This is a genomic window from Phytoactinopolyspora halophila (assembly GCF_003287285.1).
Taxonomy (GTDB): domain Bacteria; phylum Actinomycetota; class Actinomycetes; order Jiangellales; family Jiangellaceae; genus Phytoactinopolyspora_A; species Phytoactinopolyspora_A halophila.
The window spans coordinates 124,108-137,316 of record NZ_QMIG01000002.1; the positions used below are offsets into that span (position 1 = coordinate 124,108).

The following is a 13,209-nucleotide window of genomic DNA, read 5'->3' on the forward strand; positions in this document are numbered from 1 at the left end:
GTGCATTCGTTTCCTCCGTCTTCGTGGCTGCGGTTCGGCTCGGCCAAGTCAAGGGAAGCACGACCCTGCCCCTCTGTGCAGCTTGCCGTCGGTAGTGCATCAGGCGAGGTAGCCGTGGAGGAAGGCACGGACCCCGGAGGTGACGATCTCGTGGATGTCGGCCTCACGGGTGGTGCCCAGACTGTGGTGAAACGGGGCAACACCGTGGACGAGCAGCATGATGAACTGGGCGGCTGCCTGGTGGGAGTCGGGAATGTGCAGCAGCCCTCGGTCGGCGAGTTGTTGAAGGTGGCCGGCGAGTACGCCGATGACGCGTTCCGGACCGGCCTGCCGCCACGCGTCGATCGTGTCCTGGGGAAGGTGCCCGCTGTCGGCGAGAAGGTGCCGGACTAGTGCGACATGCTCAGCGAAGTGCTCGGCGTGGCCGGTCATCGGGGCGGCCAGGGCTTGTCCGAGCTCAATCAGGTCAGCCTCGAGGTCGGTCACCTTACGCAGGTGCGCGTCGATGAGCGCCACTTGGGCGTCGGCGACTTCTGCGGTGCTTTCCGTGATGACGGCCTGGAACAGGTGCAGTTTGTCATGGAAGTGGTTGTAGATCGTACGGGTGGATACCCCGGCCTCGGCAGCGATCGCTTCAACGCTCGCGCGGGTGTAGCCGCCGTCGGCGAACACCGTGCGGGCGCCGGCCAGGATCGCCCGGCGCTTGTCCGGTAATCCTCCGTGGGCCTGCGCCGTGGCGCCATCCTGTCGGGTCATCCGTTCCTCCACCTCGTTACAATGACCATTGTACCTATTGCCTTACAACATGTATTGTATCTGCGACAGGGCCTCAATCGAGAAACGTGAGGAGGAGGCCATGACCCAGATCGCAATCATTCTGGGCAGCACCCGCCCCGGACGCCGCGTCGAGACCGTGGCCCGGTGGGTCGCCGAGGCCGCGGACCGGCACCCCGCCATCAAGGCCGGCGAGGTCAGCGTCGAACTCGTCGACATAGCCGACTACGGGCTGCCGCTGCTGGATGAGCCCGCGCCCGCAGCCACCGGTTACTACCAAAATGCGCACACCAAGCGGTGGGCGGCCAGGATCGACAGGTTCGATGGGTACGTGTTCGTCACCCCGGAGTACAACAGCGCCGTCCCCGCCGCGCTGAAAAACGCCATCGACTACCTGTGGTCGGAATGGAATCACAAGGCAGCCGGGATTGTCAGCTACGGACTCTACGGCGGCACCCGCGCCGCCGAACAACTACGGCAGACCATGGCTGAGATCAAAGTCGCCGACGTACACGCCCAAGTCGCGATCAACCCATTCATCGATTTCGACTTCACCGAGTCCGAGGCGGGCGCCTGTGCCCCCGGCGAACGCCAAGAAGCCCTCCTGACCACCATGCTGGACGAAATCCTCGAATGGTCCCGAGCCCTCCGAGTGCTGCGGGACCCCACAGCGAGCGCCGACCCCCGGTTCGTGCCGACATGATCCACGCGCTCGACTGCGCCGGCACCTCACGTGGGCGCTTTTCCACGCCGAGGTCATCGCGAACACCACCCGCATACGTGACACATCCGCTACCCCGCGCGAGAAGGACCTAGGATGAAGGTAGAAGTATACGACGACATCGCGTGCCCATGGTGCCGTCTCGGCACGCACCAGTTCCACCGCGCCGTGGCCGCCGTCGGCGCAGAACCGGACGTCGAGCTCGTCCATCGTCCGTACCAGCTCATGCCCGACGCGCCCGAGACGCCCCGGCCGCTGATGGACACGGTGGTCGAGATGTTCGGCCCGGAACAAGCTGAGGCGATGGTCACGGAGATCATACGGGTCGGCGCCAACGAAGGGATCGAGTACCGACTCGACCGTGCGTTGGCGGTCAACACCGTGACCGCGCACCGACTACGGTGGCTCGCCCTGCACGAACACGGCGCCGACGTGCAGGCCGCACTGGCGACCGCCCTCTTCGACGCGTACTTCCGCGATGGCGTGAACATTGCCGATCACACACAACTCACCGAGCTGGCTGAGGGGGTCGGCTTGAATGGCGACCACGTGCGGGATTTTCTCGACTCCGAGGAAGGGGCCGCCGAGGTACGTCAGCAAGTCGCCGCAGCGCGGCGCGAGGGCGTCACCACCGTGCCGAGGTTCGTCTTCGAGAACGGCGACTCGATCGTCGGTGTCACCAGCACAGAGGCACTCGGTGTCGCCCTCCAGCAGGCCATTGCGCGTAGTTGCGCAGCCGCGACGCGAGGCCATCGGGATGCAGCGCCGCACGCAGGACGTTGACCACCATTGCGGGGTACGGCTCGTGCGCCGCAAGGAGATCTTCCACCGCTGACCGCGCCGCACCCAGTTCTCCCAGCGGTCGCTCCTCGTGGATCGGTGCGAAGCCGGCGGCGAGATAGAAGCGGTTCCGCTCCCGTAGCGGAACCTGGAGTTCGTCGCAGATTCGACCTATCGTCTCCCGGCTCGGCATGGAACGTCCGGTCTCGATGAAGCTCAGGTGCCGGGCCGACAACCTGGCGGCGATCGACGCAGCGCACCAGATCAGTCCGACGGCTCGCCCGGTTCGGCATCGATGAGCGGGCGCAACCACTGTTGGAACGGTTCGCACGGGTCGTCGGGCGTGGCGACCCACTCGGCGGGTAACGGTCGTTCGTGACCAGCTACCGCCTCCAGGGCGATCGTGCCTACCCGCACGTCAGAGGTGCCCGAGCCTTCGATGCGCACCATGAGGCCGCCATCACCCCTGTCGACGTGTCCGGCGGCCGCTTGCCCGAGCTCGTACGCGAGGCGGCGGTCCTGCGAGCTCGTCGCGAAGCTCGCCGCACGTTGCAGCGTTCCGAGAACCTCGCCGCGCGCGGCGATCCCGAGCTCGCTGCCGACGATTCGTGCCAGTGTCAGCGCGACACCGCCGATCAACGGCTCGTTCAGATGCTGATGGGTATCGCGGGGCACGAGGCCCTCGCTCACCACCACCAGGGCATGTCCTACCCGGCGATAGGTCTCGTCGATCGCGGCGACGATCGACTCGGTCGGGACCGCCATCTCCGGCGTATAGATCAAGTGCGGGGCCGTGTCCGGATCATCGCGGAACAGCGCGGTGCTGCGGGCGAGCCAGCCGACATTGCGTCCCATCGTCTCCACGATGCGCACCTGCTCGAAGTTCGCCATGCTCGCCAGGTCCAGACCGATGTCGCGGACGGCAAGCGCGAGAAATCGAGCCGCGCTGGGGAATCCCGGCGTCCAATCCGTGCCTTGCAGGTCGTTGTCCACCGTCTTCGGGACGCCGACGACACGAAGCTCAGGGTACGCCTCGTGCGCGAGCCGCTGCAGTTGTGCGGCGACATACATCGTGCCGTTGCCGCCGATCAGCACCAACCGATCTGCTCGATGGGCCCGGCAGGTCTCCAGGGCGGCGCGCCAGTGCCGGTCGTCGAGACGGAACCGTCCCGATTCGAGATGCGCTGCCGGCTCCGCCCGCCACGTCGACGTGTCTTCCGGTAACAGCGGGGTGGTCCAGTCGTTGACGAGACCCCGGATCCCTTGCCGGACGCCGAGTACCGTGCCCTCGGCGGCATCGACCACACCGGCCAGGCTCGCATTGACGACGGCGGTCGGGCCGCCGCACTGGGCGACCAGCAATCTCGATCGTGGAACCCGAGTACTCATGACGCGTCCTCGCCAAGCAGATCGGGGCGCACCACGATCAGCGGCTTGATAGCCGTTCCGGCACAGAACGCCTCGAACGCCTGCCCCACCCCTTCCAGCGGCCACCGGTGGTCAAGCAGCCCGCGCAGGGCGGCCCCTCGCTCGCGCATCAGCGTCCACGTGTCCTCCATCTCGGCCAGTGGGAAATAGAAGGAACGCACGTAGAACGCATCCTTACGCCGGAATTCGGGCACCGCCGGGACGACCCAATCCGCCGACCCTTCTCCGAGCAGGAGCACCGAACCTCCAGGCGCCACTGCCCGGCGGGCGAGATCTCTGCCGTCGTTGGTGCCACTCGCTTCGATGACGGCGGCCGAGCTATTGACCGCCACGTCGGACAGGGTCGTCGCACCACGGCGCCGTGCCTCGGCGAGACGCACCGGATCGGGATCGACCGCCGCGACATCGTGATATCCGAACGCCGGCGCGGCAATTACGGCACCCAATCCGAGCGGGCCACAACCCACCACGAGGAGCCTCTCCCGAGCTGCGGTATCGGAGATACGGGAGAGCATGCGCAGACCGTGTGCCGTCGTTCCCAGTGTGTCGAGCGCCAGTACCGCGTCGTCGAGGGCGATCCCGTCCGGGACACTGACGGCGTTGGCGGCCGGAACGGTGAGATATTCCTGGAAGCCGCCGTCTCGCTGCCAGCCGATCAGCTTTCCGGCATTCTCGCACCGTTGGGTGAGGTTCCGGGCGCATGCGGCGCAGTGTCCGCAGAACTCCGGTATGTAGATGATGACGCGCTCACCGCGCCGGTTCACCGGCACACCGGGACCGGTCGCATCAATGACGCCAGCGATCTCGTGCCCGCTGACGACGCTGGAGCCAGCGTGCCAGAGACGCTTGTCCGACCCACACAACGCAGTGCAGGCGACTGCGATACGGACCTCGCCCGGTCCGGGTGGTCCGTACTCACGGGTGCTCATCTCGCTCGTTCCCTCACCGGGTAGCGTGACTACTCTCCCGAGCACCGTGCCGACGTTCTCGGCCGACGTGTCCGTCCCCGTTCCGGCCATCGCTCCAGATGCCGCGCCGTCGTCGCTGTCCATGTGTATCCGTCCTTTACCGGGTCAACGTCCTGCACCTGCGGTCATGCCCTGCACGATCCCGCGTTGCGCGATGATCGTCAGAATGAGTGCGGGCAAGCTGATCATGGTGGCCGCGGCCATCAGGCCACCCCAGTCTTGACTTCCCTGGCCGATGAAGCTGAACGCGATCACCGGCAACGGCATGGTCTCGTTCTGCGACAGGGCCAGCGAGAACAGGAAGTAGTTCCACGCGAAGATGAAGCACATCAGGCAGGCGACGGCCACTCCGGAACGGGCCAATGGCAGTGCCACCTTCCGGAAAACCTGCCATTCCGTACACCCTTCCACATAGGCGGCCTCCAGCACCTCGGTCGGAATCGCTTCGAAGAACGAGATGAGCAGCCAGACGGCAAGCGGCAACGTGATGATGCAGTGGATAAAGATGAGCAGCGCATAGTTACGTGGCGTGGTTTCCAATGCACCCAATGCCACCGCGAGGGCGAACCACGGAATGACGAACAACGTTCCCGGCGCCATTCGAGCGACCAGCATGAAGAACCCGGTTCGGGTCAGCCCGAAACGCGCGACGGCGTAGGCGGCAGGGGTGCCCAGGACGAGCCCCAAGAGAGTGGCGCCACCAGCGATCAACAGGCTGTTGGCGATGAACCGCAGGAAGTCGAACCGCTCGAACAGCTCGACATAGTTCTGCAAGGTCGGCGCGAAGAAGATCTTCGGTGGCAGCGCGTTGATGTCGACGTTCCGTTTGAACGACGAGGTGACCATCCACAGGACCGGCCCCAGGAAGATGACCACAACGATCGCGATCTGGAGCCACGTCGCGACGAACCTTCGACGACTAAGCCGCATCGGCATACCTCCGACGCAGGAACGTGATCAGGCCGGCGATCACGATCACGAGAAGCAACAGGGTCAGCATCAGCGTGGCCGCGTAGCTCATGTCGAAGTACTGGAAGCCACGGCGATAGGCGTAGATATTCAATGTCAGCGACGCGTCGAGCGGTCCGCCCTGGGTCAACACGTAGATGGTGTCGAAGAAGCGCAGCAGGTCGACGCTACGGATGAGGATCGCCACGAAGATGATCGGCTTGAGCAGCGGAAGCGTGACACGGAAGAAGGTCTGCCGTGGCGACGCCCCATCCATGATCGCGGCCTCGAACGGTTCTTTCGGTAACGCCCGCATGCCGGCGAACATCAGCAGCCCCATGAACGGCGACCATTGCCAGATATCGACGATCGCGATTGACATGAGGACCGTGGAAGGATCGCCCAGCCACGGAAGGCCAGACAGTCCGACCAGGTTCAGCAGGTAGTTCGCGAGCCCGAACTGCGGGTTGTACAGCAGCAGCCAGAGCAGGCTGATGGCAACCGGCGCGATCATCGATGGCAAGAGCAAGAAGGCCTGGACGAACTGCCGCGCGCGAATCTGGCGGTCGAGTAGCTGGCCCAAATAGAGCCCGATGCAGGTCTGGCAAACCAGCAACGACACGTACAGCGTCAAGGTGATCCGCAACGAATCCCAGAATTGGGCGTCCTCGACCATACGTTGCAGGTTGGAGAATCCGGTGAATTCACCGAATCCTTGCGCGGGCGTCCACTCGACCGTGGAGAGCACGATCGCGTAGACGACGGGGAACAGGATGAGCGCCAGGAGCGCGATCCCGGCCGGACCCGTCATCGTGATCATGGCCATCCGCGACCGGCCAGGACCGATCGCGCGGCCGGAACGGGCCGGACGGGCTGACGCGCGCCGCCCGAGGCGGCCGCGAAGTCCCCTGCCGTTGTCCCGTTCCCCGACGCGGCTGGAGGTTGGAGACGTCATGGGAGTGCTGATGAGTTCTCCTCCGACTCGGTGAAACGGGCCGGCGCTAGCCGAGCACCGTTTCCAGCTCGGACTGGATCTGTTGCGCCGCCTCCGCGGCGTCCATGTTGCCGGCAATGACCTGGCCGACCCCGTCGCCGATGATCTGCCGGATCTCCGGCTGGTTCTCTCCGGGCGGTGCTACCTCCGGATGCCCGTCGGTCTGAATGACGTCAAGCGCTTCGGCCCATTCGGTCAGCGCCGGCCGGTCCAACGTTTCCTGGAACTCCTCGCTCTCCCATGTCGAGGCTCGCGGGCTCGCGATGCCGTCCATGGCGAGCTGGAGTTGCATCTCGGGGCTCGTGGCCCATTTCATGAACTCCCAGGCGGCGTCCTGGTTCTCGGAGTACGGCGACATCGAGATGCCCCACTGCAACACTGTCGGGTGTTGACCACCGGGCCCGGGCGGTGTCGGCATGACGCCGACGTCCTCGGCGACCGTGGAATCCTCCGGATCGATGACCGAGGAGATCTCGTTGGACGATTCCACCGACATCCCCGCGTGTCCCTGGGCGAACAGCTGTGACGACTGGGTGAACGAGTAGTTGAGCACCCCCTCGGGGCCGTGGTCACGGGCAAGCGCGACGTAACGCTCGATGGCCTCGACCGCCTCGGGCTCGTCGAAGTTGGGGGCGCCGTCGTCGTCCAGCCACTCCAGTCCCGTGCCGTGGAAGAACGGGCCGAACGTGTACGGCAGCGCGGGCGCGAGTCCACGAATCGTCACGCCGGTCACCGAATCCTGGGTGGCGTCCTCGATGGCGGCGGCAGCGTCGATGAGCTCGTCTTGGCTCTTGGGGCGTTCGATGCCGTGCTCCTCGAAGAGGTCCTTGCGATAGAACACGACCGGACCTTCCACGATGATCGGCAATCCGAGCTGCTCACCGTTGAACGCCTCGCCCTCCCACGGTGCCTGCTTGAAGTCGTCCCGATCCCAGTCGTCGGGGGTCGCCTCGGTGTCCTCGAGCCACGGGTCGAGCGGTTCGTAGAAGCCGGCGTCGGCGTACATCTGGCCCTCTCGTGATTTGAGCGACATGAAGACGTCGAAATCGGTGGAACCGGATTGCAGCTGGGTCAGGTGCCGGTCACGGGCTTGTTCTTCGGCGAACGTCTGCACCTCGACCGTGATCCCGGTTTCCTCCTCGAATTCGGGAATGTAGGGCTCGATGGCGGCGGTCCACGGGTGTTTCTGAGCCAGTAGGCTGATCGTCCCGCTCGGCTCGTACTCGCCGTCGGCTACGCCGGAGTCCGCGGCGGAATCGCCGTTGCCTCCGCAGGCGGCCAGCGTCATGCCCGCTGCGGCCACACATGCGGCTGTCTGCCACCAAGGGCGTACGGTCATCGTTGACTCCTTTGCCTGTCGCGGTCGGATGGTCAGTTGCGCGTTACGTCGGCCCAGCGGTCATGGCGGCATCGACAATCTGGGTCAGTTCCTGCAGGCGAGGGACCGACACATCGCCAAGGGCCTGATCGAGGTGGACACTGCCGATCACCGGAGCCCAGACGGCCCGCCCGGCGAGGAACCCCGCGGCACCGGCGGAGCAGGCGATCTCCAGGGCGTGCGGGAACCGTTCGGGAGGGACGCCCGTCGACAGCACCACCCATGGGGATGTGATCGCCTCGTCGAGCCGGCCACACCAGCGGCGCAGCTCGTCGTCGCTGCCCTCCTTGCCGAGCGGGATCTCCGCTTTGTACAGGTCGGCGCCGGCGGAACCGAGCTCCTCGGCGGCGGCGACGACCATCTCGTCGCGGTTCCAGGTGCGGCCGTCGACGGGCGGGCGAGCGACGGGTTCGAGAATGCTGATCATGTCGTGCCTGTGGCACCGCTCGAGAAACTCTCCGACGATCTCGGCACGTTCCCCGGCGCTGCCGTCGGGCCGGTAGACGATCAATTGTTTCAACGCCGTGGCCCCGCGAGCGGCCATCTCGGCCGGGTCCACGGTGTCGTCGACGACGGACCGCCCGATGTGCTCCCCGTGACCGGGCACGAAATGGTCGACCGCGGCGATGAGCCCACAGCCCGGTGCGATGGCTGCGCTGTCTACCACGGCGTCGAACCCGAGATGCTTGTCGACCAGGATGGCAGAGGCATGCGGGCTGAGTACCTGGGCGGCGCTGACCTTGAACTGCGTCAGCGTCTCGTCCCCCACCGGACGACCGCCTGAATGGCGTTCGAACATCGTGCGGAGGGCCTCGCGCTGATCGATCGCGACCATGGCGAACCCGCCGGATGGGCGCGCGAGGCTGGAGAGATCCCGCTGACCTGGTGTGATCGGGCGATACGTCACCGGCATTCCCTTCACGTTTCAACAACAGATATGCGGACCTTAACCCTTGAATGTTAATTAAGCAACATCTGATGTGATACTTTTATCGTTCAAGGAAAAAGGATTATGGTCAGGGGTATCGACACGGATATGGAACACGACCGCCCGCTCCGCTACGACAACGCGCCGCGACGCCGCGAGCGGATCCTGGAGATCGTCCGCACGTCGGGATTCGTCTCCGTCGTCGAGCTCACGCACGAGTTGGGCGTATCGGGAATGACCGTGCGGCGCGACCTGAGAAAGCTCGAGGACTCCGGCGAGGTTCGCTCCGTCTACGGTGGCGTGACGCTGCCCAGCGACGGAAATCTGAGCGGATTCGACAGCCGGGCGATGGAGAACGCCGAGGCCAAGCACGCGATCGCGACGATGGCCATGCGCTTCGTCCAAGCCAACGACACCATCGCCATCGACGCGGGGTCCACCACGGCGTGTGTCGCTGTGAACCTCGACGGAAACTTCGCTGGTGCCGTGGTGAGCCACTCCGTACCGGTCATCCAGCTACTCGTGGACCGGCCCGGCGTTCACGTCATCGGCCTCGGCGGAGACCTGCTGCAGTCGAGTCGTGCCTTTGTCGGGCCGATGACGGTGGATGCCGCTGGACGGCTCCAGGTGCGAACGCTCTTCCTGGGTGCAGCAGCGGTAGACGAGCGCGGGTTCTACGGTGTCACCGACATAGAACGGCCCACCAAACATGCCCTGATCGAAATAGCCGAGCGCGTCGTCCTGGTGATCGATCACACCAAATTCGCGGCATTCGCACCCGTCCGGCTGGGCCCGCTCTCCCAGCTATCCGCTGTGGTGACCGATTCCGAGCCGCCAACACCCATCGCGCAGGCGTTCGCCGAGTCCGGAGTAGAGCTGCACGTCGCACATGCGCAGGGCTGACGTCACCCGAGGTCGACGCTCAGCGTGGCACGATTCGTTCAGAAAGGCCACCACGGCGGCTCAGGGAACGGGATGTAGAAGATCTCACGGAAGACCACCGCCCCGACGAGGGACACGGCCACCGCCGTGAGCACCGATATGATGAGCGTTCGGCGACTACGCTCGCCGGCGAAGTAGAGCGAGGCGAGCGCCACCAGCAAGGCCGACATCGGCCAGAACCCGGCGACGTCCACGAGCAGGACGTAGCCGATGGCCAGCACCGCAAAGGCAGCCACGTCGGTTCCTCCGCCACGCAGAACGGGCGGCACGAGGGAACGCTTGTTCCCGTAACCCAGCAAGCCGCGGACCACCAGGATCACGCCGACGGCCGCGATCACGCCCAGCAGCCACTGCGGGTACACCCAGTCCAGCCAGCGGCCGCCGTCGCCGGTCCGCATGCCGAACAGTCCGGCCACGGCGAAGCACACACATCCGGCGATGATCTCTTCACTGATCCGGAGCCGGCCCGGATTCTCCTCACGTGCTGGCACGGCTGCGCTCCTTTTGCTTGCTCCACACCGACCACGCCACCGAGAGCAGGATCAAGACGATCAGGCCAATGCTCACCGGGCGAGTGAAGAAGACCTCCACGTACGACGAGGAGCGGGCGATTGAGATCGACTGGACGAGTGCGGGCTCCACGATCGGGCCCAGGATCACGCCGAGACCGATGGCTCCCTGATGGAAACCAAGATTCATCAGGAAGTAGACGATCAATCCCAGGCCGAGCATCAGGTACACATCCGAGAGATTGCTGCGGATCGCGAACGCTCCCACCACCGACAGCAGGAAGACGATCGGGGCGAGCAGGTGCACCGGAATGGTCACCACGCGGGCGAGCTGCCCGGCCACCAGGCTGCCGACGACAAAGGTGAAGATCCCGGCTATCAGGATGGAGAAGGCGAATCCATGGACCAGCGTCGAGTCCCTCTCCATCAACTCCGGCCCCGGGCGCAGGCCCTGCAGCATCAAGGCACCCAGAATCACCGCGGCGGGTGCGGAACCGGGAACTCCCAGGGCAAGCATCGGCACCATCGACGCCCCCGCGCCGCCGTTGTTGGCCGTCTCGGACGCGACCACGCCCTCGACGGCGCCCTTGCCGAACTTCTGCCGATCCTTGCTCCACCGCATCGCCTCGTTGTAAGAGACCAGCGCGGCAACGGGGCCGCCGGCACCGGGTAGCACCCCGATGCCGGCGCCCAGCAGCGAAGACCGGATCAGGTTGACCGGCTTGCGAAGTATTTCCTTGACCGTGGCCACGGCCGCCCCGGGCACGCGCTGGTACTGGCCCACGGTCGCTTCCTGGCGGCGCCGCCGCACCATGGTGAAGACCTGCGGCATCGCGAAAATACCGATAAGGGCGACAACGAGTTCCACACCGCCATAGAGCTCCGGAAAGCCGAAGGTGTATCGGCTCGTCCCCCCGGTCGCGCTGAGGCCGATGGTTGCGATCAGCATCCCCATAGCACCGCCGGCCAGACCCTTCAAGATCGAATCTCCGGCGATACCGGCGATGATCGTCAGCGCGAAGACACCGAGCCAGAAGAACTCGGGCGGGCCGAACTCCAATGCGGCCGTGGCCAGCGGCGGGGTGAGGAACAGGAACACCAGCGCCCCCACGATCGTGCCGATCATGGAGCTGAACGACGCGGCGACCAGCGCCACCTGTCCCTTCCCCTGCCGCGTCAGTGGATTCCCGTCGAACGACGTGGCCAAGGCCGACGGCGTCCCCGGGGTGTTGACCAGGCACGCCGGCACGGCGTCGGCGAACATGGCCGCGACGTACAGCCCGCCCAGCATCGCCAGGCCCTGCCCGGGCGGCATGTTGAACGTGAACGGCAGCAGCAGGGCAGTGCCCATGGTGGCGGTGAGACCCGGGAGTGCACCGACCAGGATTCCCAGGACCACACCGACGAGCCCGAAAAAGAGATACCCGGGGCCGAGCGCCGCGATCAAGCCGTCAAGCATGAGCCGACCTTTCCCGTTCGTGAATCCGGCATCCGCCGGTCCGTGAAGCGGCGGACCACACGCAGATCATGAGGATGCGATCGGCTCACTCCTCGTCGAGCTGCTCGATCTCATCCGCGTGCGGAGCGGCGTCTTCGGCCGCCTCGAACAGTTCTTCTGAGAAGGCGAGCGCCTCATCGACATCTTGTTCGAGCGGGGTCAACGCCTCTTCCAGGAGGGCATCGTGCACCGCCTCGTCGTCCATGGCCGTCAAGATCGCCTCGTTCCACTCTGCGATCGCCTCGTCAGGCATGCCCGCGGGTCCGGCGATTCCCCAGGATGACGTCAGGTTGATGCCGTCGTATCCGGCTTCCTCGAACGTCGGCACGTCCTCGAGAACCGGTGACGACTCGGAACCAGTGATCGCCAATGCGCGCATTTGATCTTGATGTTGCATGACGTGCCTGGCTCCGAAGATCGCGGCATCCACGTGACCTCCCTGAAGCTGCGGCACGATGCTGCCGACACCCCCGGAGACGGGCACGTAGGAGAGGTCGACACCGGTCCCGGCGAGGATCTCGCCGATGGCGATCGTGTCACCCACGCCGGCGATCGTCAGGTCTCCGGGATTGGCCTCGGCTTCCTGGATGTAATCGTCGATCGTCTCGTACGGGCTGTCCTGGGCGACTGCGACGGCATTGGGCGTCGTCTCGGTCCACGCGATGTACTCGAAATCCTCCATCCCGTGGAAACCGACCTCTTCACCGAGGATGGTCAACTCCATGATGTTGGGCGAGACGACGTTTCCAACCGTGCATCCGTCCGGCTCGGCGTCGGCGAGATTCTTCCACCCGAGGGCGCCATCCGCGCCCTCCATGTACACCGGATTGATGCTTGCCCCGAGCGACTCCTCCAGGCTTTCCTGCAGGCGCCGGAACTGCTGGTCGGACCCTCCACCAGGTGCGTAGGGGATGATGAACTCGAAAGCGCCGCAATCCAAGGCGGAATCTTCCGACCCGCTCTCGCTGCACGCTGTGACAAGCAAAGCGAAGAGCGGCATTGCCATGATCGCCCGCTTCACCGCAGACCACCTCATCGTCAGTCCACCTTCCTCAGTCTCCATCCCTCGTGCACTCTCATTCGCAGCACGGGTGAGGTCGCGGCACGTGCTTACGACCAGGCCCCCGACTCCCACGCGCTGATCGCCGCTCCATTCGGCGGCTGGCAACATGTCGTAACGTGTAGATTGGATCATATAATATGTAGGACTTCTGTCAAGACATTCAATTCGCTGGGCGAACGCCGCAATCGCCGCGGCGACGCGACGCCCCCGGCGCGGGTCACAGTCGGGCAACGACAGCTACGTGACGGTGTACTAGGACTAAGATCGTCCGGGTATTG

At 65.3% G+C, this 13,209-nt stretch carries 13 protein-coding genes; 3 read left to right on the forward strand and 10 right to left on the reverse strand.

Features of this window, described 5'->3' with window-relative positions:
- Positions 1 to 99 precede the first annotated feature (99 nt).
- Positions 100 to 756 carry a TetR/AcrR family transcriptional regulator gene (locus DPM12_RS03100; RefSeq protein WP_112257115.1) on the reverse strand — a complete coding sequence of 219 codons (657 nt, stop codon included), beginning with the start codon at positions 754 to 756 and terminating at the stop codon, positions 100 to 102.
- Positions 757 to 856: 100 nt separating this feature from the next.
- Here DPM12_RS03100 and DPM12_RS03105 point away from each other — a divergent pair, with 100 nt between their 5' ends.
- Positions 857 to 1,477: an NADPH-dependent FMN reductase gene (locus tag DPM12_RS03105; protein ID WP_112256812.1), complete on the forward strand. Its 621-nt coding sequence runs from the start codon at positions 857 to 859 to the stop codon at positions 1,475 to 1,477.
- 114 nt (positions 1,478 to 1,591) lie between these two features.
- On the forward strand, positions 1,592 to 2,278 hold the full coding sequence (locus tag DPM12_RS03110) for a DsbA family oxidoreductase (protein ID WP_112256813.1): 687 nt from the start codon (positions 1,592 to 1,594) through the stop codon (positions 2,276 to 2,278).
- A 261-nt stretch (positions 2,279 to 2,539) separates the two neighbouring features.
- On the opposite strand, the gene DPM12_RS03115 is transcribed toward DPM12_RS03110, so the two are convergent.
- Genes DPM12_RS03115 through DPM12_RS03140 form a run of 6 tightly spaced genes read right to left on the reverse strand, consistent with a single transcriptional unit; the run spans position 2,540 to position 8,904 of the window.
- Entirely contained in the window at positions 2,540 to 3,664 is a 1,125-nt protein-coding gene (locus DPM12_RS03115) for a diphosphate--fructose-6-phosphate 1-phosphotransferase (RefSeq protein ID WP_112256814.1), read from the reverse strand.
- Positions 3,661 to 4,755: an alcohol dehydrogenase catalytic domain-containing protein gene (locus DPM12_RS03120; RefSeq protein WP_112256815.1), complete on the reverse strand. Its 1,095-nt coding sequence runs from the start codon at positions 4,753 to 4,755 to the stop codon at positions 3,661 to 3,663. The genes DPM12_RS03115 and DPM12_RS03120 overlap by 4 nt, the downstream gene beginning before the upstream one ends.
- Before the next feature lie 21 nt (positions 4,756 to 4,776).
- Positions 4,777 to 5,601 (reverse strand): carbohydrate ABC transporter permease, encoded by an 825-nt coding sequence (locus DPM12_RS03125; protein ID WP_158542704.1) that lies wholly within the window; start codon positions 5,599 to 5,601, stop codon positions 4,777 to 4,779.
- Entirely contained in the window at positions 5,591 to 6,574 is a 984-nt protein-coding gene (locus tag DPM12_RS03130; protein ID WP_112256817.1) for a carbohydrate ABC transporter permease, read from the reverse strand. Before DPM12_RS03130 ends, DPM12_RS03125 begins: the two co-directional genes overlap by 11 nt.
- 46 nt (positions 6,575 to 6,620) lie before the next feature.
- Positions 6,621 to 7,952, reverse strand: a complete 1,332-nt coding sequence (locus DPM12_RS03135) for an ABC transporter substrate-binding protein (RefSeq protein ID WP_112256818.1) — start codon at positions 7,950 to 7,952, stop codon at positions 6,621 to 6,623.
- A 43-nt stretch (positions 7,953 to 7,995) separates the two neighbouring features.
- Positions 7,996 to 8,904, reverse strand: coding sequence for an aldolase (locus tag DPM12_RS03140; RefSeq protein WP_112256819.1), 909 nt, complete (start codon positions 8,902 to 8,904; stop codon positions 7,996 to 7,998).
- A 99-nt stretch (positions 8,905 to 9,003) separates the two neighbouring features.
- On the opposite strand from DPM12_RS03140, the gene DPM12_RS03145 reads away from it, so the two are divergent.
- Entirely contained in the window at positions 9,004 to 9,822 is an 819-nt protein-coding gene (locus DPM12_RS03145; RefSeq protein WP_112256820.1) for a DeoR/GlpR family DNA-binding transcription regulator, read from the forward strand.
- Between the two features lie 38 nt (positions 9,823 to 9,860).
- Here the strand turns inward: DPM12_RS03145 and DPM12_RS03150 are convergent, their stop codons facing one another.
- The 3 genes from DPM12_RS03150 to DPM12_RS03160 form a co-directional block, all read right to left on the reverse strand.
- Entirely contained in the window at positions 9,861 to 10,352 is a 492-nt protein-coding gene (locus DPM12_RS03150; RefSeq protein ID WP_112256821.1) for a tripartite tricarboxylate transporter TctB family protein, read from the reverse strand.
- Positions 10,339 to 11,829, reverse strand: a complete 1,491-nt coding sequence (locus tag DPM12_RS03155) for a tripartite tricarboxylate transporter permease (protein WP_112256822.1) — start codon at positions 11,827 to 11,829, stop codon at positions 10,339 to 10,341. The genes DPM12_RS03150 and DPM12_RS03155 overlap by 14 nt, the downstream gene beginning before the upstream one ends.
- Before the next feature lie 85 nt (positions 11,830 to 11,914).
- Complete coding sequence (locus DPM12_RS03160; RefSeq protein ID WP_158542706.1) at positions 11,915 to 12,889, reverse strand: tripartite tricarboxylate transporter substrate binding protein; 975 nt, start codon at positions 12,887 to 12,889, stop codon at positions 11,915 to 11,917.
- Positions 12,890 to 13,209: the final 320 nt, after the last annotated feature.